Here is a 20,488-nt window from a genome sequence, read left to right on the forward strand (position 1 = left end):
TTATTAAAACTTTATTAAAAATAAAAAAAATTGATTAGTTTTGGATAAATAAATTATTATAAATTACGAAAGGATCGGTAGTATCGATGATCAAAATTTCACACGCGGGTTGATGTTTAGCTCGTTATGCTTCACAAACTCGCCTTTTAGGTATTTCTCGCGGCCCGCGCGTGCTATCATCGCGGCATTATCGGAGCAAAATTCAAGCGGAGCTAAAAGTAGCTCGCAGCCGCTTTCAAGACATAGCCGCTCTATACGAGAGCGTAAATTCAGGTTCGCACTCGCTCCGCCCACGATACCAAAACGCTTGAATGAACGCTCTTTGAAAATTTTAGCCAGCTTATCCATGATGTGCGCGCAAGCTGCATTTTCAAAGGCATAACAGATGTCCGCCATATCGTCGTTTGAGAGCCTTTTATCCGATGTATCGCAGCCTAGCCTTTCTATCTCGAGTCTCACTTGGTTTTTAAGCCCGGAAAAACTATACTCCAGCCGTTTATCGTGCAAAAGCGGGATCGTAAATTTAAACCTCTGCTTGTCTTTGCATTGCCGCGCTAAATTTTGCACCGCCGCGCCGCCAGGGTAGCCAAGCTGTATCATCTTAGCCACCTTATCAAAGCTCTCGCCAAAGCTATCGTCGCTAGTGCCGGCAAGTAGTGAAATTTTACCCGCCGTATCGATGTCAAGCACCATCGTGTGTCCGCCGCTTACCAACAAGACGCCAAGTGGAAATCTCGCCTCGCAGTCCAAAAACAGCGAATAGATATGCCCCACCAGATGATTTACGGCGATGAGCGGCACATTTAGCGCCACACTAAGCGCCTTTGCCATACTCACGCCTCCTATCAGGCTCACGCTAAGCCCGGGCTCGTTCGTAACGGCGATAGCCTTTATGTCTTTAAATTTTGGCTTTATCTCTTCAAGCAGTGCCGGCAGCGCCCTGGTATGAAGCCTCGCGGCAAGCTCGGGCACGACACCGCCAAAGGGGCTGTGCTCGCTTTCTTGAGAGATCTTTTTGTGATAAAGTAGCTTTAAATTTTTGATATCGAAAAGCGCGACCGAGCTATCGTCGCAGCTACTTTCTATGCCAAGTATCATTTAAACTCCACCAAGATCATGCCGGCAAATTTATCGGCGCCGCCATCGTTTCGGTAAAATTCCACTCGGTAGACCCTGTTATCTTTATCGACAGCGTAAGAGCCGCTCATTTGCTTTTTAGCTATCTCCTCGCCCGCTTCGTCGCCGCTCTTGTCGCTGTATCCGATGATATTTACGCGCACGCCCGGGATCTTTAAAATTTTAAAGCTGTTTTTGAGCGAAATTTTATCCCCGCTTTTGGCTGAAATTTGCTTACCGTCAGCGACCAGTGCGATATCTTTTAAAACTGGCGCATACTCGAAATACTGCGGGTTTAGCTTTGTTACGAAGCGGTTTCCATACTGCACCTTGTAGCCGTTACCGTCTTTTAAAACGGCGATGAGAGGGTTTGACGAGCTATATTTTAGCTCGCCTTTTTTGAGCGGGATGAAATTTAGACTGCCTTTTAGATTGTGGATATTCAGCACGAAAGCATCGTCAAAAAGGCTCAAGCGGATCTCTTTTTCTATCGCTTTTTTCACCTCTTTTACGTTCAGCGCGAAAGGGCGAGTGAATTCTATCCCCGCTACGCGCATGTATTCCTCGATAGCCAGCAGATGATAGTAGGTGCGCTGCTCGGCGTTTAAATTTTTACTCGCTTCGTTTGCAAATGCCGACTTGCCCTGTGTCACGGCGTAATATGTGAGGCTCTTTAACATCTCTTTATCACCAAGTGCGGTGTGTGTGTTTTTGATGTGATAAGCATGCTTGGCGTCAAGCAAATGAGCGTTTATGACGTCTCTCACCCTAGCCGCTACGCCCTCTAAATTTTCATATCTGGCGCCTTTTAGGCTGCTTTGATCGATTATGCAGGTGTTGCCCCATTTATCAGGATTTTCGTCCTTATTTATAAACGTATCGCGGTAATAGCCGCTGCCATCGTGTAAATTTAAGATGATAGATACGTTTTTGTCCGTTATCACGTCTTTGATGCGCATTACCGCGTCATAGTCGGGATCGCCCCTGTCGATGTGCGCAAATTTACGGTTCATGTCGCCTTTGGTGCCGCGGCTTCGCTGGATGATGCTTGGGAAATTTAGATTTGGCACGACCCAAAGGCTGCCTTTTGTGATGTTGTAGTCCGTCGCCACGATAGAAGCGGCGAGAAATCCTCCCGGCTCATCGCCTTGTATGCCGCCTATCAAAAGCATCGTATTATCGCTTGGCACGCCCTTTTTGATGAGCACGTATTCTAAATTTTTACCTTGTAAAAAGGCGCAAAACAGCGCCAAAACAGCCAAAATTTTTAAAATTTTCACCCTATCCCCCATTTACGGCTAGTAGCCCTCGTAATGCCTGCTCTTTGGCAAGAATAAATTTAACACTATGCCAGTGATCGCGCCAAGTCCGATACCAGTAAAGCTCACCACGCCAAAATCAAGCACCATACCGCCTATGGCAAAGACAAAGATGAGCGCGACGATGATCATATTTCTAGGATCGGCCAGATCGACTTTGTTTTTTATCAACGTCTCCATGCCTACGCTTGCGATTATGCCAAAAAGTAGCAACATGATACCGCCGATGACTGGGGCCGGGATAGTAGAGAGCGCAGCTCCTAGCTTACCGACAAAGGCGAGCACGATAGCCGTTATCGATGTCCATGTCATGATCGCCGGATTATAGGCTTTCGTTATGCTGACAGCGCCCGTTACCTCCGAGTATGTCGTATTTGGCGGGCCTCCGAAAAAGGCAGCCAGCGATGTCGCCAGCCCGTCGCCAAGCAGCGTGTTTTTAAGCCCCGGGTTTTTGAGGAAATTTTCCTTCGTTACGTTTGAGATAGCTAGCATATCGCCGATATGCTCGATAGCAGGGGCGATCGCGATAGGTATCATGTAAAGGATCGCGTCCAGCTCGAAGCTTGGGGCGCTGAAATTTGGCAGCTTAAACCAAGCCGCCTCAATGATCGGGGCGAAATTTACCATACCGAAAAAATAAGCCGCCACATAGCCCACGAGTATGCCGCAAAGTATCGGCACCAGGCGCAAGATACCGCGTCCTATCATCATCACGATTATCGTGGCTACTAACGAGATGCCCGCTACTATGAGCGCCTCGGTCTGAGTATAGGCGCTTTGGCCTTTACCCATCGCCATATTCACGGCTGCTGGCGAGAGGATGAGGCCTATGGTCATTATCACGGGGCCCACAACTACGGGCGGTAAAATTTTATGCAAAAAGCCCTCGCCGCGAAAGCGCACGACAAAGCTTAGCATCACGTAAAAAAGCCCGGCAAACACCACGCCACCCATGGTGGCAGCTACGCCCCACTCCTTTATGCTAAAAGTCATCGGCGCGATAAATGCAAACGAGCTCGCCAAAAATATCGGCGGAACGTTCTTGCGCGTTATTATCTGAAAAAGCAGCGTACCAAGACCCGCCGTAAAAAGCGCTACGTTCGCGTCAAGCCCCGTTAGTATCGGCACCAACACGAGCGCGCCAAACGCCACGAACAAAAACTGAACGCCGATGATGCTATCTTTTAGACTAAAATGATAGCCCTCATATTTTTGCATTTAGTCCCCTTTTTGTAAAATTTCTAACCTCTGCGTCGATCGCAAAAATTTCATCTTTTGTATCTATTTTCACATCGGCAAATCTCTTCGCCGCAGCCAAAACGATACGCGAAATATCCAAAAACCTGCACTCGCCCTTTAAAAACGCAAACACTCCGACCTCGTTTGCGGCATTTATCACCACGCCAAGATCGGGGCGCTCTAAGACCTGCTCCTTTAGCGAAAAGATCGGATATTTTTTTAAATTTATCTTGTGAAATTTTATGTCTTTAAGAGCCAGCAGATCAGCATGCGCTACGACATTTTCGCTCACGTTTTCAAGCACGGCGTGCGCGATGGCCAGCTTCATATCAGCACGCGAGATATGCGCGGTGCAAGAGCCGTCCATAAACTCCACCAAGGCATGCACCATCGACGTAGGCTCGATGAGAGCGTCGATCCTACTCGTGCCGTAAAGCCAGAAGGCCTCCATGACTTCAAAGAGTTTATTCGCCATCGTGGCGCTATCTATCGTGATCTTTGCGCCCATGCTCCAGTTTGGATGTTTCAAAGCATCACTTGGCGTGACTTTGGCTAAATTTTTCATCGGCGTGCGGTAAAACGCCCCGCCGCTTGCGGTGATGATGAGGCGGTTTGGTGCGGTGCGGTTTTGCAGTAAAAATTTAAGCCCGAAATGCTCGCTGTCGATAGGTGAAATTTTGGCTGTATCCAGGAATTTACCGCCTGCGACCAGGCTTTCTTTATTTGCCAGCGCCAGGCTTTTGCCAAGCTCTTGCGTCTTTAGACTGGGTGCGAGCCCTGCAAATCCCACGATAGCATTTACCACCTTTTGGCTCTGGCAGGCTTCAAGCATCTCAAGTAGACCCTTTGCGCCTACAAAAATTTGAGATTTTTTTAAAATTTTGACCTCGCTAGCCAGGCTTTCATCTGCTACACAGACGAATTTAGGCCTAAATCTAGCAATCTGCTCGTTTAAAAGAGCGATATTTTTAGCGCAGCTTAGCGCCTCGACGCTTACGCCGTGACGAGAGCAAATTTCAAGAGTGTTCGTACCGATAGAGCCTGTAGAGCCTAGTATTACCACGAAAGCGCCCAAAGGAGTGCGACGACGCCAAATAGATATCCGTCTATCCTGTCAAGCATACCGCCATGTCCCGGGAAAAGCCCGCCACTGTCCTTGACCCCGCCGGCGCGCTTTAGATAGCTCTCGAAAAGATCGCCCCAAATGGCAAAAACGCAGACTAAAAAGCTAGTAAAGATGATCTGTAAAAAGCCGTCCATCACGAAGTTACCGCATACCGTGCCGACTATGGTACCGGCTATCACGCCGCCTGCGACGCCCTCTATAGTTTTGTTTGGAGAGCTTGGACTAAAGGGATGCTTGCCGACGGCCTTGCCGGTAAAATAAGCCGCAGTATCGCTGGCTGCGACGCTCAAAATGAGCCATACTAGATACCCCAAACCATACTCCGAATAAAGCATCCACATCATAAATATCGGCGTCGTCGGATAGATGAAAGGCAAAACGCTACTTAAACTCTGGCTCTTGACATGTGCCAGCACCGAGGCTACCAGCATGATAGCCAGCATCGCGATAAATATCGGGTTCGTAAAAAACGTAAGCGAATAAAAAACAAGCGCTATGAAAACTAGCTGCTTATGCTCGATACCGTAGAGCTTGAGCGCCTCGCAAAATGCAAAATAAAGCACGATGCCTAGCAGGACGAAATTTAAAATATAGCTGTTTATGAAAAATACTATCAAGACAGCCGCTAGCATAAGCACGCCCGTTACGATACGAGATGTCATCTTATCTCCTTGATTTGCCTAAAATTTAAGCGCATTATAGCATTTAAATTTTAAGAGGTTATTTATCAAATTTATACGAGCGAAATTTTCAAGCGAAGTTTCGTTTGCCCAAGCGTTTAAAATTTCAAAGGAGCGGGAATTTTGGCTCTGTTTTGACAAAGTATTGACGCCCTTAAACAAACGCTTCAATCTTATTTACTCCAGGAGCAACCTAGCACAGACGCGAACAAGGTTTCAAGGAAATCTTTTTGCTTCGCAAAAAACTACTCAGCCCCTGCGGACTTCCCTAATTTTTCGTTTCGTTGCACTCACGACTGCTAGCGAAAGTGCAGAGCAAGTAGCCGTTCCCCTGCTTGCGAGAGCAGCGAACGAAGTGAAGCTAAGCCTTAGCACGACTTTTCTGCTTCGCGTTGCTCGCAGCTTTTCAAGACGCTTCGTTGCACTCACAACTGCAAAGCAGAGCGTCACGAGCGATAGCGAAGTGAAAAATCGGCGGTGATAGCGTCGCTTCACAAGGTTTTTACAGGGACGCTGTTCGCATTCTCCTGCTTTGAAAGCCAAAAATCAATGAAATATTTTAATAGAGCCTTAAAATTTTAAAAATCAACACTTTGTCAAAATAGAGCCAAAATTTATATCTTTATATCAAGCACATGCCCCTCGTTAAGGCTCTCGTCCTCTTGCTGCTCGCTTTCGTAGCTCTCGTTTTGCTGGCTTTCTTGCTGTGAGCTTTGCTCGAAAGCTCCCGCCTCCTGCTCGCCCTTTTCTTTTTCATGCTGATTTTGCGGGTCTATTTTGTATGTCTCCTCAGCAGGGCGGATCTGCTTTATCTCGCCCTCTTGCTCGCCGGCAAGCTGCGTAGCCAGGGCCGCTTGCATGTCAAATCTGGCTTGATTGTTCGCTTGCACCTGCGAGACGACCGGCGCATTTTGGTTGATAAAAGTTGTATTTCCTATCGGTGTTACTGACATTTTGCACCTTTCATCGTTTGTTTATTATGATCGTCTTAAAATTGATATAGTTTACATTAGCGCCGCTTAGTATCTTCACGTTTTCGCGCTTCGTGTAGTCCACTTCGTAGCTTCCGGCACCTTTTACGCTAAATTCCACGCAGATCTTAGCGCCAAATCTAAGCACCTCTTCATCAAGCTTCGTTTTGTTCGTTTTTATGATGACATGCGCACTTGGAACGTCCTTCACATGCAGCCAAATATCGTCTTTTCTGGCATTTTTTAAAAGCTCGACATTGCCTTTTTCATTACGCCCTACTAAAATTTTAAAATCTTTCACATAAAAGCTCTGGACATTTTCGCTTTGAGATCTAGCCTCTTTTTCGCTCTGGCGACTTGGTCTTTTAGGGCTTAAAATTTCCAGCTCTCCGACGCTGCTCGCCTCTTGTAAAAGCGATCTTAGTCCGTTTAAAAATTCTATCTTTTGGCTTAAATTTTGCCCCTCTAGCTGCACGCCAAGCGCCTTTGCCCTAAGCCTTTTAGACTTGGCGTAAAAGTCGTTCGCACTATTTTTGGGTGTGTCTTCGAGGCTTAGATTTAAAATCTCACCGTCAAAATCCCTCAGCGTTATCTCGCGCTCGTAGCCCTTAAAATACGATAAATTCGCCAGCAAAAGCGAGCCTATATGCGCGTAATGTTCGCTTTGTTTAAGCAGCTCGTCCTTTTTTTCCAAAGAGCGTAAATTTTGCTCCAAGCTTTCAAGCTTTTTTTGCACGACAGCTAGTTTGATCGCCCTTAAATTCGCTAAATTTTGCTCATTTATCTTAGCAAATTCATCTTTTAAAAATTTATCAAAGTCCGTGATCTCTTGGCTTGGTTTTTCTTTTATCTCTATGGGCTCAAGCTCTTTTAAAGCCTCGCCCACTTCGATCTTGCGATAGCTGTTGTCGATGTGGCGCAGGGCTTCTAGGATGATGTCTTTTTCGTCCGTGATGATGGCGTTTGTGAAGCGACCGGTAAATTCCAGATAGAGCTTTGTGACGAGGCTCTTGTATGAGCCGCTTTGCGTGCAGGTAAATTTTAAAATTCTATTGTTTTTCAGGCACTCTACGCTTTGGATATGGGCGGAATTCAGCCGTTTTTTAAGGACGTTGTCAAATGGCGCTTGATAAATTTTAGTTTGCTTGAAATTTTCGTCTTTATATATCGCAGAGCCCGATTTTGCCAGGTCAAAAAAGATATCTTCGCGCTCAAATTCTATCAAGAGCAGCATATCGCCGACGCGTTTTATGCTGTTTATCTTTTTAAATTTCGATAAAAAGGCCGCTATCTGGATTAAATGCGCGTATTTCATAACCTTGCCCTTGCTAAATTTAGTGCCGTTTTAGATACACGGAGCAAAAATCATACCAAAAAAGGCGCACTAGATCGTATTTACCTTCATAAACGCCCAGTTCATCACGTTTTTGTGAGTTTTGTCACCGTGCTCAAAATACCGTTTAAGCCGCGTTTTTTCAGCGTCATTTAGCGTATCGTGCAGTCCCCATTCGACCTTTTTTATCAGCTCCTCGGCACTCTGTACGCTCTCACGGCAGCAGCTATTTATATAGCTTATTTCTGGATGATAGCCCATTTGAACCAGAACATTTATAACGTAGATAAAGTCCGGACGCGGCGCGACGTCTCGTTCTATGACGTCTAGAAGCTCGCTATCTACGAATGTCCCGCCCACTTTAAACGTGAGATAAAGCGCGCGGTTTGCCTTTGAGATGAGCCTAGCCAGCGTGGCGCGTATGTCGCTCACTTCAAGGCAGCGCGAGGCAAAGACGACGTCGGCTGGCTCGATGTCGCTCCAATCATCATCAAAGGATCTTTGTAGCGTCGTTACGTTCGTAAGCCCCAGATCTGCGGCATTTTCGCGGACAAATTTTAGCATCTGCTGCGAAAAATCGCACGCCACTACGCGCTGCACCCTTTGTGCGGCAAGACAGCTAAGCCCGCCAGGCCCGCACGCAAAGTCAAGCACAGAGCGCACGCCCGTAAAATCAACACGGCTTAAAAATTCCTTGATGTAGTCGCTTTGTAGGATGCCGTCGTTAAATTTAGCCGCCTTTGCGTCCCAGTCGGTCTTGGTCTTTGCGCCAAACGAGCTTCTTGCGCGCTGGGCTTTATAAAGCTCGTTAAAATCGATCTCGTCGAAGTTTGATTTTAAGATCATGGTTTTTCCTTTTTTTGATTTCAGGCGAGGCGGTTGCGAGCAAAACGCCACGAAATTTTACAAGCCGCGCCAAGACAGACGGCGAAGTATCGCGAGATGGATTAAAATGTTACGAAGTAAAAATAAGCAAGGCTAGGCAAATAGCCTGTCGCAGCGTGATTTTTACGAGTTCATTTTAAGACGCTCGCGAGACGAGCCGCACTCATAATTTATCTTCGTATTTTTCGTATTTTATCCCATAAATCTTATCGATATTTTCGGCATTTATGAGCCGTTCGCTCTCGCCAAAATCCAAAATTTTACCCTCCTTCAAAAACATCACCAAATTTGACACGAACCTCGCGTGGCGCGGATAGTGCGTCGTCTGCACGATCGTATAGCCCTCGTCCGCTAGCGAGCGGATCATTTCAAGCAGTCTGATTTGATTGCCAAAGTCAAGCCCGTTCGTGGGCTCGTCCATAAAGATGATCTTTGCGCCCTGCACCAGCGTGCGCGCGATGTAGGCAAGCTGCCGCTCGCCGCCGCTCACGCGCGTATATGGCTCGTTTTTTAGGCGTGCGATGCCCATTTTTGCCAGCGCCTCCTCCGCTAGAGCCTTGTCCGCCGCGCTAAAATTCGAAAACAGCGGCGTCCTGCAAAGCGCGCCCATCAGCACCACGTCAAACACGGTGTAGTCGTATGAGGGCTCGTGCGTCTGCGGGATGTAGGCGACCACACTAGCAAGCTCGTTTTTAGCGTATGTGCGCACGTCCTTGCCCAGGATCTTGACTTCGCCCTCAAATCTCAAAAAGCCAAGCATTATGCGAAGCAGCGTGCTTTTGCCGCTACCGTTTGCGCCCAAAATGCTTAGCGTATCACCCCGCCCCAGTCCAAAGCCGATACCGTCCAGCACCACGCGCTTTTTGTATGCAAAGCGTAAATTCTTAACTTCGATCAGCATACGTTAAAAACCCTTCTTTGCGCGGCGAAGCACTACGATAAACATCGGAATTCCAAAAAGCGAAGTGACGATACCGATCGGAATTTCAAAGGTAAAAATGAGCCGCGAAAAGTTGTCGCAAAACAGCAAAAATATCGCGCCGATCATCGCCGAGCTAACGAGCACGGCGCGGTTGTCCGCTCCGTAAGCAAAGCGCGCTATGTGCGGCACGATAAGCCCGATCCAGCCAATAATGCCCGCGATCGTCACGCTTAGTGCGCTCACAAATGTAGCCGTCAAGATGACAAAAATTTTGACTCGCCGCACGTCCACGCCCAGGCTTTTGGCCTCCTCCTCGCCAAGGCTTAGTGCGTTTAGGTATTTGCCGCTAAGTGCCAGCAGCAAAATGCCCGCCAACATCGGTAGAATCGAGATCTGCAAAAAGCTCTTTGAGGCAAAGCCAAGGCTTCCCATCAAAAAATATGTGATCGCGGGCAGCGTGTCATTGGGGTCGGCGGCGTATTTTAGCACGGAAAGCAGCGAGGTAAAAAGCGAGCCGCTGATAACGCCGCCAAGAACCAGCACGATGACGCTGCCGCTGCGCGAGTAAAGTGCCGAGACCGCAAGCGCGCAAACGACCGCCGCAAAGCCAAACGCAAAGGTGCTAAGCTGGATGAGCGTCTCGTTTAACCCGAAAAACATCCCGACCGCCGCGCCAAAGCCGGCACCTGATAGCACGCCAAGGATCGAGGGCGAGACGAGAGGATTCACAAACATCGCCTGATACGCCGCGCCCGAGATGGCAAGCGACGCGCCGATGAGCACGCAGGCGATGATGCGCGGTAGGCGAATCTCCATCACGAGCGTGTGGATGATCTTGTAGGCGTCCAAATTTTGCCCGCGCACTGCGGCGCCGAAGTAGTCGATATAGTCGCGCGCAGTGAAGCCGTATTTACCGAGCAGCAGCGAGCCAAAGACGCAAAGAGCGAGCAAAAATAGCAAAAATAAAAAGGAATTTTTACTCACCAAGTATCTTTTTCGCAGCGTTTTCGTCAAGGTCAATGTCCAAAAACAGCTTGTAAAATTCGCGAGTTTCTTTTACCATATCAAATTTAAACGCCTCGGGATAGGTCAAATTTATGAGCCATTTTAGCCCCAAAAAGCGCATGAACGAAGGCGGGCGGTCAAACCACGAAAATGGCTCGCGCGGGATATAAAACGCCTTTTTATTTTTGACTGCGCTTAATAGCTGCCATTTGGGGTCGGCGTAAATTTTATCAAAAAGCTCTTTTTCATAGATGAGAACGATGTCGGGATCGTATTTAACGAGCTGCTCGAAGCTGATTTTCACGCGCCCGAATGCCTTGGCATTGGGGTCTTCGCTGCACGTATGCACGTTTCGCGCGCCGCTTCGCTCGATGAGGGTCGCATGCCACGAGCCAGCGCACTCGGTCGATAGCCCGTCAGAGCCTTGTGCGTAGTAGATCCGCACGCGTTTTGCGCCGCTATTTTTGATATAGCTTTCCACTTTGCCGCTTAAATTTAGCGAGCTTTGCGCGTATTTTATTAGCTCGTTTGCGCGCGCTTCTTTGCCTAAAATTTTGCCCAAAACCTCAAAACTTTGCAGATAATCTTCCAGTCGCAAGGCGTTTAGATAAAGCATCGGTTTTTTTATCGAGCCAAAAACTTCGCTCATTTTTTTCGTGTTTTTGGAGCTTAAATTTACTAGGATGAGCTCGGGGTCGAGGCGCAAAAGCATCTCGACGTTTGGTATCTTGCCCTGCCCGAAAAAGCCGCCCACGACGGGCTGCTCACGCACATTTTGCTTGATGTATGGTCGCTCGTAGTCGTTCCACTCGAAATTTACGCCGCTGATCTTTTCGGGAGCGAGCGCATAAAGGATGTAAAGAAGCGGCGGCGAGCTCGCATACACGCGGCTTGGTACGCCTTTTAGTGCGGCAAAATCGCTGCTGTTTTCCTGAATGAATTTTGAAATTTCAGCTTCGCTCATGCCAAATGTAAGGTAGACGCAGCTCAAAAGACAAAGTATAAATTTTTTAAGCATTTTAGCTCCGTTATTATTTTGGGATATTTTGCTAAGCTTGAAAGAAGCGGCAAATTTAGGTATTGCTATATTACCCAAATTTGCCTAAATATTAGAATTTATATCGAATGTTCGAGAAAAATACTCGACCCTCTTCCGGGTAGCCCTCTCGGTACTCATAATTTCTATCAAATAGATTTGAAATGCCAGCGTCGATGCTTAAATTTTCGGTCGGTTTGTAGGTAAATTTAAGATTTGTCACGCCAAAGCCAGATGTTATATGATCTATATGTGTCGTCCTACTAGTAGGCACTCTAGACCACCTGCTTGAAGCAAGCTCTTGTGATGCATAAATGCTAAATTTAGGAATAATCTTAAAATCTGCATAAATAAAGCCTTTATGTTTTGGCAAATCATAAATTCGTTCATCCTTACTCTTATATTTTGCATTTATATATGAGTAATTTCCACCAAGCTCTATATTTTTAGTGGCAAAATACGCCGCACCGAATTCAAAGCCTTTATATTCGGAGGTATCTACGTTCTGAGATTGCTGCAAAGTCCTATTACCATATCTTACATCTACATTACCTATGGCATCTTTGACTTTTGAATAAAATACCGCACTTTCAAGCCTTAGTATATCTCCAAACGTCCTTTGATAGCCAAGCTCATAATGATGTGCTATCTCTGGTTTTAAAGCTGGATTTGGAACAAATCTTCTAAATCTTTCACTATATCTATCTTTCATGCTTGGAAAATAAGTCTTCTTCGCATAGCTCACGCTTAATTCATCATTGCCATCAAAACTGTGTTTTATAGCAGCTTGATAGTTAAATGCATGCTCTTTTTTGATGTCATCATCAAAATACTTTAGCTGCTTTCCGCCACCGGTTAATGGTTCAGTATAAATTCTGGCTGTTCGAGGATCCCTCACATCATAGCTGACACCAGCTATGAGCCTTGTCATATCGCTAAATCTATATGTATTTTCAAGACCAAAGGAGTATGACTTATCTTTCATTATCTCATCCGGGTCTCCATCATTTGCACCTTTATGTTTATCGTGCTTATAATTAGTAGCAAATTTCAAAGTATCATTATCTCCTATATCACCTCCGACTTCCACGCCAAAACCATATGCCGTATCTTTATAATTACTATTTGGATTACCTTTTATGGTTTTTTCCTTATTTGCGAAGTCATGTAAACCGTTTTTAAATGTATCGTGAAAAATTTTTGTATTTAGATATACAGCGCCAAAATCAGTATGCGACAAAAAATAAAGGCTCTCTCTATCCCATTTTGGCCAGTCCCAATACCTATCCCAGTTAGAAAAATTTCGATATCTGCCAACATAATACGGCTGCTCTTTTTCGCCTTTTTGATTGATGTAGCTGATGGCGTATTCGTCGGTATCGTTTGGAGTGAAGCCAAATTTGATGTTAAATTTCTTATCTCTTTGGACTGAATTTTCGCGCCTACCGCCGTCTTCGTTTTTATTTACGTCAGTCGTAAATTTATGCGAGAGCTGCTGTCCCATGTCCTCCATATAGCTGCCTCCAGCCTGCACGTAAAATAGCTCTTGCTTACTGCCGATGTTAAAGTCTATGTTGTTACCGTAAGTTTTAGCATTTTTACCCGTCTCAAAGCCATATCCTATGCTACCCTCAAGCTCTTTTGTCGGTTTTTTGGTGATCAAATTTATCGCTCCGCCCATAGTATTCATGCCGTAAAGCACAGAACTTGAGCCCTTTGAGATATCTATACGACTTAGATCAAACGTCGTAAATCGCCCAAAGTCTACGTTACCATCATACGGGATATAAACGGGGATACCATCGATAAAAAGCGGCACTCGGCGCGCGTCAAAACCGCGAACGTAGAAATTTTGCTCGACACGCGGGCCTTTTTTATCCACATACACGCCAGGCGTCATCTGCGCGACCTCGGATAGGCGCTTTATCTCGTTTCTTTGCATATCTTCTTGCGTGATGACGGCGACGTTGTTATCGCTACTCTTGCTGCCGTCTTTGTTTGCGATTATCTCGACCTCTCCTAGCTGGAAAACTTGTGCGTGAAGCGCCAGAGCCGCACTACATGCCATTAAAAGCGACTTTTTCATGAATTCCCCTTTAAAGTTTATTTTTTATATTGTTTATAAACGCCGTTAAGCGCTATACTTTTATATCTATATAAGAAAATAATTTTAATTGAGAAATATTTAAACTACACTTAAAGTTAAATCGTTAGGAAATATTTTATAAATTTTCATATTTCAAGCACTCAAAGCTTTGCTCGCTCCATCGCCTAAATAAGCAGTTATAGCAGCTGATCTCATAATCACAAACAAGCTCGTCTTCGTCGCTATCAAGCATGAAAAATTTACAATTTAAAGCAGAAAATTTAGCATCTTCGTATGCAAATTTCCCGTATAAAAAAGTGCCGCTCGCATCGAAATTCTCACCCATCAAAACCCCCGTAGCTCCTCTACATCAAGACTTCTAAATCTACCGTCTCTATCTTTTTTGACCAGCAAAACGGGTATGGAATTTTTGATCACAAGCTTTAAATTCCGCCCAAAAACGATCGTTTCGTCGTTTTTTATCTTATTAAAATTTTCATCCAAAATTTCACTTACATAGCCTAGATTTAAGAACTCTGCGGCCCTCATCTCATCTTGCGTCATCTTTATGCAGCCTCTTACTTTACCGTCGTTGCCGCCTAGTCTGAGCCCCAGTCCCGCCAGCGCTCCAATGACGCCGCGTCCACCATTTTTGAGCCCTTTTAGATAGACATTTTGCCTTTTTGCTTGCGAGTAGGCTTCGCTTTTGTCTAAATATTCGCTTTTGGCGCAGTAGCCAAAATTTATCAGCCCCGAAATATCGGCGATATCGCTTTTAAACGCCACTGCAATGCCAGGCTCGGCACTAGGAGCGCTTTTGGCGAGTAAAAATTCTTGTATGAATCTAACGACCTCATCTCGCTCAATATGACTCAGCACCGTGCTAAAGCACATAGAGCTGTTGTGTGAGGTGTAGTTTATGCGCTCGTCAAGCAACAGCTGATGACGGCTGATAAAGGAGCAAGGTGCAAAATTTTCATCTATAAATTTTACTATATTTTGAGCCAGCATACCTGTTGATCTTGGATATCCGATCTCATCTGTATCATCGATACAAACGTATATCTCCTCACGCATTTTTGTCCTTGTACCAAATATAAATAATTATATTTCATAAAATATAAAATAACGCATAAATATCATTTATATAATTTTAAATTTAAAAATAATATAATGATAACCATTTTTAAGATTTAAGGTGAAAAAATGAATAAAATAAACATAAGTTTAGCAGCTTCGGTGTTACTTTTGACGCAAATTTACGCCGCAGACGTGAAACTTGAAGGCGTGGAGGTCACGGAGAGTGCGGATGATGGCTACCGCGCGAAGACGAGCGAGGTCGGAAAGACGACGACGCCTATTTTAGAGATCCCACAAACTGTCAATGTCGTGACCCAGCAACAGTTAAAGGACAAAAAGCCTGAGACGCTGGCAGAAAGCCTACAAAACGTGAGTGGTATCAGCTACGGAAACACCACGGGCGGCATATTTGACGCGATCATAAAGCGCGGCTTTGGTGGCGGTAGAGACGGCTCGATCATGCGAAACGGCGTGCCAGCGACCGTGATGCACAGCTTTAATAAAAGCGTCGAAAGCGTGGAAGTGCTAAAAGGACCAGCGAGCCTACTTTACGGCGCGCAAGAGCCGGGTGGTATCATAAATATGGTAACTAAAAAGCCAAAATATGAATTCGCAAATGAAATTTGGGCAGGCGTGGGCAACCGCAACTACTGGAACGCGGGCTTTGACACGACAGGGCCGATCGGCGAGAGCGGCTTTGCGTATAGATTTATATTTGACGCGATGCAAAAGGACTACTGGCGCGAATTTGGCGATTATAAAAACTATCTATTCGCCCCGTCGCTCTCGTATAAAGGCGATGACTACCGCATAAATTTCGCCTACACGCACACGCGTTCGACTGACCCGATCGACCGCGGTATGTATCTCATCCCAGCCACTGGGCAGCTGTTGCCGATCGGCAAAAAGGTGCGCCTTGACGAGCCGTTTAATAAGCTAAAAACAACTCTCGACACCGTCGATGTAAATTTTGAGAAAAATATCGGCGAGGACTGGCTTTTGCGCGGTGCTTACGCCTTCTCACGCACAAAGCACGAATACGGACACATCCGATTAATGAATGTAAATTTAACCACGGGCATCGCGACTAGGCGTAACGAATACTACGACGGCTTCATCCACCGCACGCACGCGGGCAGCTTAAATTTAAACGGCTATGTTAAAACCGGCGAAATCGAGCACAATTTATTATTTGGGCTTGACGCGAAGGAATACTACCGCTACCGACCGGGCGGCTTACAAGCCACGGGCAGGCAGTTTGATATTAATATCTTTCACCCGATCTATGGCAGAGTGGGCTTGCCAACAGCCAGACAATCAAGCATCCAATATCAAAAGCTAAAAACGATCGGTGCTTACGCGCAAGATAGTATAAATTTGACCGAAAATCTCATCTACTCTATCGGACTAAGATACGAATACTACGACCAGCTCGCGCGCGGAACGACCACAGGCAAGCCAACGACCGATCAAAAAGACGGCAAATTTACGTGGCAGACTGGGCTTTTATACCTGCTCACGCCTGAGTGGTCGATCTACACGAACTACGCGCAAAGCTTCCAGCCGCAAATGGCTATCAGTGGCGATGACATCGGCGACATAAAACCAGAAGAGGGCAAGAGTATCGAGTTTGGAACGAAATTTCAAAACGATAACATAACAGCGAGTGCAGCGATCTACAACATCGACAAGAAAAACATCATGCGCACCGTAAATAGCGTCTCTACGCCAGTTGGCAAGGCTCGCTCCAAAGGCTTTGAATTTGACTTCAACGGACGCGTCACGCAAGGGCTAACTCTTGGCGCAAGCTACGCCTACACAAAGACCGAAGTCAGGCAGGATAGCGGCGCATTTGCCGTGCTAGTGGGCAAACCGCTCGAAGCCACGCCAAAGCATCAAGCAAGCCTTTTTGCGAACTATGATTTTAGTCACCTTGGCGTAAAGGGGCTTAGAGTGGGCGGCGGAGCGCGATATTTTGGCTCGTGGTACACCTACTACATGCGCACAAATTTAGCCAATGTGCCAGCAGGAACAGCGTTTAAGATGCCTGACGCGGTCGTTTATGACGCATTTATCAGCTACGACACAAAAATCGCTGGCTTAGAGACAAATTTCGCATTTAACGTCAAAAACCTGACCGACAAGCTTTACTACACATCATCATCAACTGGCACGACGGCAAACATCATCCCGATCCAGCCAGGATACGCACGCCAGTTTATGCTGACGGCAACGGTGAAATTTTAAATTTAAAGGGGCGCTCGCTCCTTTAAATTTACTCTTAGCTTGGCGCTACATTTATCAAAATCAATGAAAAATTTATATATTTTTTGATAAAATCGCGGAAATTTAAGTTTTTTCTAATTTTTTTGGATCTATTTTAACAAAGTATTGATGCGCTAAATTAATGCTCCGCAAATCTTATTCGCTCCGCAAGGCGCCGAACGTATAGCACGATTTTCGCAGTCAGCCTTACGGCTTCCTTGAAAATCGGCGGCGATAGCGTCGCTTTATAAGATTTGACTTTGCCAGAATATTTAAAATTTTAAAAACAAATACTTTGTTAAAACGGATCTTAATTTTTTATAATAAAAATAAACTAAGGACAAAAAAATGCACCAAACCATCACGGAAAAGATTTTTTCCGACCACGTAGGGCGCGAGGTCTTCGCAAACGAGATCATCGAAAGCGGCATCGATATGGTCATCGGCAACGATATCACGACGCCTATCTCCATCAAGCAGTTCGAGCGAAGCGGCGCGACGAAGCTCGCCAATCCCGAGGGCTTTTGCATCGTGATGGATCACTACATCCCGGCAAAGGATATTTTAAGCGCGAATCAAGCCAAAATTTCACGCGACTTTGCCTACAAACACGACCTGAAATACTTCTTCGACGAAAAAGATATGGGCATCGAGCATGCGTTGCTACCTGAAAAAGGGCTCGTCGTGCCGGGCGATGTCATCATCGGCGCGGACAGCCATACCTGTACGCACGGCGCGCTCGGGGCTTTTAGCACGGGCATGGGTAGCACCGACCTGGCCTACGCGATGATAACGGGCAAAAACTGGTTTAAAGTGCCGCCTACGATCAAGGTCGTCTTTCGTGGCAAGCTCGGTCGCCACGTCTATGGTAAAGATCTCATCCTAGAAATCATCCGCCAAATCGGCGTCGATGGCGCGCGCTACAAGGCTTTGGAGTTTTGCGGCGAGACGATCGACGCGCTTGATATGGACGGGCGATTTTCGATGTGTAACATGGCGATCGAAGCGGGCGGCAAGAGCGGTATCATCGCGGTCGATGAGACGACGAGGGAATTTTTAAAAGGTAAAAATTTACGCGCCGAGCCGAAATTTTTCTACTCCGACGAGGGTGCTGGCTACGAGCGCGTGCTGGAAATCGACGCGGACAAGCTTGACCCCGTGATCGCGTATCCATTTTTGCCAAGCAACGGCAAAAGCGTACGCGAAGCCGTGAAAGACGACATCGCGATAGATCAGGCCTTCATCGGCTCATGCACGAACGGACGCCTAAGCGACCTGCGCATCGCGGCTGAAATTTTAAAAGGGCGCAAAGTCTCACGCAAGACCCGCCTCATCATCACGCCGGCGACGCAAAAGATCGCTCTCGCTGCGCAAAAAGAGGGACTGATGGATATTTTCGTCGAGGCGGGCGCGGTGGTGAGCAACCCGACGTGTGGCGCGTGTCTGGGCGGATATATGGGCATTTTGGGGGCTGGCGAGCGCTGTGTCAGTACGACGAATAGAAATTTCGTCGGGCGCATGGGAGATCGCACTAGCGAAGTGTATCTGGCAAACTCCGCCGTTGCCGCAGCAAGCGCGATCGCAGGCAAGATCGCCGATCCAAGGGAGCTGTAATTTAACACAAGGGCGGGCACGGCTTATCGTCTAGTGGTAAACAATATCCAAGAAAGACGATATTGCCGCCACTTTAATCCTTTCAAAACCACCATTACCACTCATTTTACGAGCGGGCTCGATCGTTGATTTTAGCCAAATAAAAGCTAAAATTTGCCAAATTTAGCCTTATGAAAAGTGAAAACAAGAGCGAAGATCTGGCAAAAATGAAAACCTGCGTGATCCTCGCCGGGGGCAAAAGCTCGCGTATGGGGCAGGATAAGACGCTGCTGCCCTTTGGCGGGTTTGCGACGCTCACGCATTTTCAGGTGCATAAATTCGCGCAAATTTTTGAGCGTGTTTTTGTAAGCTCCAAGTTTGATAAATTTAACCCTCCGCTTAGGCTGATAAAAGATCTGAAAGAAGCCGAATTTTCACCGATGCTGGCACTTTACAGCATACTTTTAAATTTCAAAGACGAGCACGTTTTCATAATCCCGGCCGACATGCCATTTCTTAGCGAACGCACGATAAAAGAGCTCTTTAAATTTACGGGCGAATTTGATATGGTCGTGCCAAAAGACGGCGAATTCACGCACTCTTTATGCGGATTTTTCAGCGCAAATTTAGCCCAAAAAGCAAAGGAGCTTTATGAAAAAAATGAAAATAAGATCGGAATTTTACGTAGCCTTTGTAGGTGCAAGGAGGTTGGTTTCAAGGGCTCAAAAGAGTTTTTCAACATCAACGACCCCAAGCAATACGAGCTCGCGCTGAAAATGAGCCGCCAATGAAAAATATAAATAAAAATAACGCCATCAAGACCGCCATTTTCGTCGTATTTTTTAGCCTCGATCTATTTGGAGGTGCGAGCGAGCTTTTTAAAAAAGCGCAACAGCTAGAAAGTGCCGGTGATACGGCAGGAGCGATGAAATTTTACAAAGAAGCCGCCAAGGCCGCCATGGAGCAAAATGACGCCGCCCTTACGCAAAATTTAGAAAACGAAATTTCACAAGGTTCGCCGATCCAGGCGAACTACCCTGCAAAGCCAGAGCCAAGCAGCAACAAAAGCGAGTCGAATTTAGAAAAGGTAGCGAGCGATCCGCTTGGCATCAAGCTTTATCATTTCAACTACCTCTTGCCCGCGACCTACGCTAAAAACGTGCCAAACGACGGACGAAAGAGGTTTGAGACGAAATTTCAGTTCAGCGTGCAAAAACCTCTTTTTTACGATGTTTGGGGGCTTAAAGAGAGCATCGGCATAGCGTATTCGCAGACGTCGTGGTGGCAGACGGACAAGATATCTGCGCCGTTTCGAGAGACGAACTACCGACCTGAAATTTTTATCGATTTTGACACCAAAGATAGCCTGAAAGCCGCTCATATCAGCAATGTAAGAGGCGGAATTTTACACGAGTCAAACGGCCGTGACGGTGAAAATTCGCGTAGCTGGAACAGGCTTTATTTGCAGGCTAAATTCGACTTTGCGAACCTAAGCCTGACGCCTAGGATATGGACCGTCATAGACGATAAGAGCGACAACAAAAATATAGAAAACTACGCCGGCAGAGCCGATATAAACATAGCTTTTACCTATAAAGAGCAGATATTTAATCTAATGGTGCGAAACAACCTGCAATTTGATAAAACAAACCGCGGTGCAGCCGAGTTTAGCTGGCTATTCCCGATACTTTCAAGCGGTCTTTACGGATATTTGCAGTATTTTAACGGATATGACGAGAGCTTGATCGACTACAACAGACACACCAACAAGATCGGCATCGGCTTTACGCTGCTTAAATGATGAAATTTAGCATATCATTTGAGTATAAAAA

Annotated in this window: 18 protein-coding genes; 4 read left to right on the plus strand and 14 right to left on the minus strand. The window is 46.3% G+C overall.

Annotated elements, in window-relative coordinates:
- Window positions 1–90: 90 nt before the first annotated feature.
- The 14 genes from tsaD to HMPREF1139_RS08185 form a co-directional block, all read right to left on the minus strand.
- The gene (gene tsaD, locus HMPREF1139_RS08115; protein WP_009650861.1) at window positions 91–1,098 is read right to left on the minus strand and encodes a tRNA (adenosine(37)-N6)-threonylcarbamoyltransferase complex transferase subunit TsaD; all 1,008 of its coding nucleotides are present in this window, start codon (window positions 1,096–1,098) and stop codon (window positions 91–93) included.
- Complete coding sequence (locus HMPREF1139_RS08120; protein WP_009650852.1) at window positions 1,095–2,408, minus strand: M99 family carboxypeptidase catalytic domain-containing protein; 1,314 nt, start codon at window positions 2,406–2,408, stop codon at window positions 1,095–1,097. Before HMPREF1139_RS08120 ends, tsaD begins: the two co-directional genes overlap by 4 nt.
- 6 nt (window positions 2,409–2,414) lie before the next feature.
- Window positions 2,415–3,653: a uracil-xanthine permease family protein gene (locus HMPREF1139_RS08125; protein ID WP_009650931.1), complete on the minus strand. Its 1,239-nt coding sequence runs from the start codon at window positions 3,651–3,653 to the stop codon at window positions 2,415–2,417.
- Complete coding sequence (dxr, locus tag HMPREF1139_RS08130; RefSeq protein WP_009650820.1) at window positions 3,640–4,737, minus strand: 1-deoxy-D-xylulose-5-phosphate reductoisomerase; 1,098 nt, start codon at window positions 4,735–4,737, stop codon at window positions 3,640–3,642. The genes HMPREF1139_RS08125 and dxr overlap by 14 nt, the downstream gene beginning before the upstream one ends.
- Window positions 4,731–5,462: a phosphatidate cytidylyltransferase gene (locus tag HMPREF1139_RS08135; protein ID WP_009650780.1), complete on the minus strand. Its 732-nt coding sequence runs from the start codon at window positions 5,460–5,462 to the stop codon at window positions 4,731–4,733. Before HMPREF1139_RS08135 ends, dxr begins: the two co-directional genes overlap by 7 nt.
- Window positions 5,463–6,094: 632 nt before the next feature.
- Window positions 6,095–6,433: a hypothetical protein gene (locus HMPREF1139_RS08145; protein ID WP_009650814.1), complete on the minus strand. Its 339-nt coding sequence runs from the start codon at window positions 6,431–6,433 to the stop codon at window positions 6,095–6,097.
- Between the two features lie 10 nt (window positions 6,434–6,443).
- Window positions 6,444–7,766 (minus strand): NFACT RNA binding domain-containing protein, encoded by a 1,323-nt coding sequence (locus tag HMPREF1139_RS08150; RefSeq protein ID WP_009650840.1) that lies wholly within the window; start codon window positions 7,764–7,766, stop codon window positions 6,444–6,446.
- A 69-nt stretch (window positions 7,767–7,835) separates the two neighbouring features.
- The gene (locus tag HMPREF1139_RS08155; protein ID WP_009650773.1) at window positions 7,836–8,630 is read right to left on the minus strand and encodes a class I SAM-dependent methyltransferase; all 795 of its coding nucleotides are present in this window, start codon (window positions 8,628–8,630) and stop codon (window positions 7,836–7,838) included.
- 202 nt (window positions 8,631–8,832) lie between these two features.
- Window positions 8,833–9,570, minus strand: coding sequence for an ABC transporter ATP-binding protein (locus HMPREF1139_RS08160; protein WP_009650797.1), 738 nt, complete (start codon window positions 9,568–9,570; stop codon window positions 8,833–8,835).
- Window positions 9,571–9,573: 3 nt separating this feature from the next.
- Window positions 9,574–10,575 (minus strand): FecCD family ABC transporter permease, encoded by a 1,002-nt coding sequence (locus HMPREF1139_RS08165; RefSeq protein ID WP_009650859.1) that lies wholly within the window; start codon window positions 10,573–10,575, stop codon window positions 9,574–9,576.
- Window positions 10,568–11,614 carry an ABC transporter substrate-binding protein gene (locus HMPREF1139_RS08170; RefSeq protein ID WP_009650813.1) on the minus strand — a complete coding sequence of 349 codons (1,047 nt, stop codon included), beginning with the start codon at window positions 11,612–11,614 and terminating at the stop codon, window positions 10,568–10,570. The genes HMPREF1139_RS08165 and HMPREF1139_RS08170 overlap by 8 nt, the downstream gene beginning before the upstream one ends.
- 91 nt (window positions 11,615–11,705) lie before the next feature.
- Window positions 11,706–13,718, minus strand: coding sequence for a TonB-dependent receptor plug domain-containing protein (locus tag HMPREF1139_RS08175; RefSeq protein WP_009650841.1), 2,013 nt, complete (start codon window positions 13,716–13,718; stop codon window positions 11,706–11,708).
- Window positions 13,719–13,854: 136 nt separating this feature from the next.
- Window positions 13,855–14,064, minus strand: coding sequence for a molybdopterin biosynthesis protein MoeB (locus HMPREF1139_RS08180; RefSeq protein WP_169753901.1), 210 nt, complete (start codon window positions 14,062–14,064; stop codon window positions 13,855–13,857).
- Window positions 14,064–14,795 carry a thiazole biosynthesis protein ThiG gene (locus HMPREF1139_RS08185; protein WP_009650833.1) on the minus strand — a complete coding sequence of 244 codons (732 nt, stop codon included), beginning with the start codon at window positions 14,793–14,795 and terminating at the stop codon, window positions 14,064–14,066. The genes HMPREF1139_RS08180 and HMPREF1139_RS08185 overlap by 1 nt, the downstream gene beginning before the upstream one ends.
- 129 nt (window positions 14,796–14,924) lie before the next feature.
- Between HMPREF1139_RS08185 and HMPREF1139_RS08190 the strand changes: the two genes are divergently transcribed.
- The 4 genes from HMPREF1139_RS08190 to HMPREF1139_RS08205 all read left to right on the plus strand — a co-directional run bounded on the left by HMPREF1139_RS08190 (window position 14,925) and on the right by HMPREF1139_RS08205 (window position 20,457).
- Window positions 14,925–17,045: a TonB-dependent siderophore receptor gene (locus tag HMPREF1139_RS08190; protein ID WP_009650893.1), complete on the plus strand. Its 2,121-nt coding sequence runs from the start codon at window positions 14,925–14,927 to the stop codon at window positions 17,043–17,045.
- A gap of 366 nt (window positions 17,046–17,411) precedes the next feature.
- The gene (leuC, locus tag HMPREF1139_RS08195; protein WP_009650853.1) at window positions 17,412–18,677 is read left to right on the plus strand and encodes a 3-isopropylmalate dehydratase large subunit; all 1,266 of its coding nucleotides are present in this window, start codon (window positions 17,412–17,414) and stop codon (window positions 18,675–18,677) included.
- Window positions 18,678–18,847: 170 nt separating this feature from the next.
- Window positions 18,848–19,447, plus strand: a complete 600-nt coding sequence (locus HMPREF1139_RS08200) for a molybdenum cofactor guanylyltransferase (protein ID WP_009650946.1) — start codon at window positions 18,848–18,850, stop codon at window positions 19,445–19,447.
- Entirely contained in the window at window positions 19,444–20,457 is a 1,014-nt protein-coding gene (locus HMPREF1139_RS08205) for a phospholipase A (RefSeq protein WP_009650888.1), read from the plus strand. Before HMPREF1139_RS08200 ends, HMPREF1139_RS08205 begins: the two co-directional genes overlap by 4 nt.
- The last annotated feature ends 31 nt before the right edge of the window (window positions 20,458–20,488 follow it).

Origin of the sequence: Campylobacter sp. FOBRC14 (genome assembly GCF_000287855.1) — a bacterium.
Classification (GTDB): Bacteria; Campylobacterota; Campylobacteria; order Campylobacterales; family Campylobacteraceae; genus Campylobacter_A; species Campylobacter_A curvus.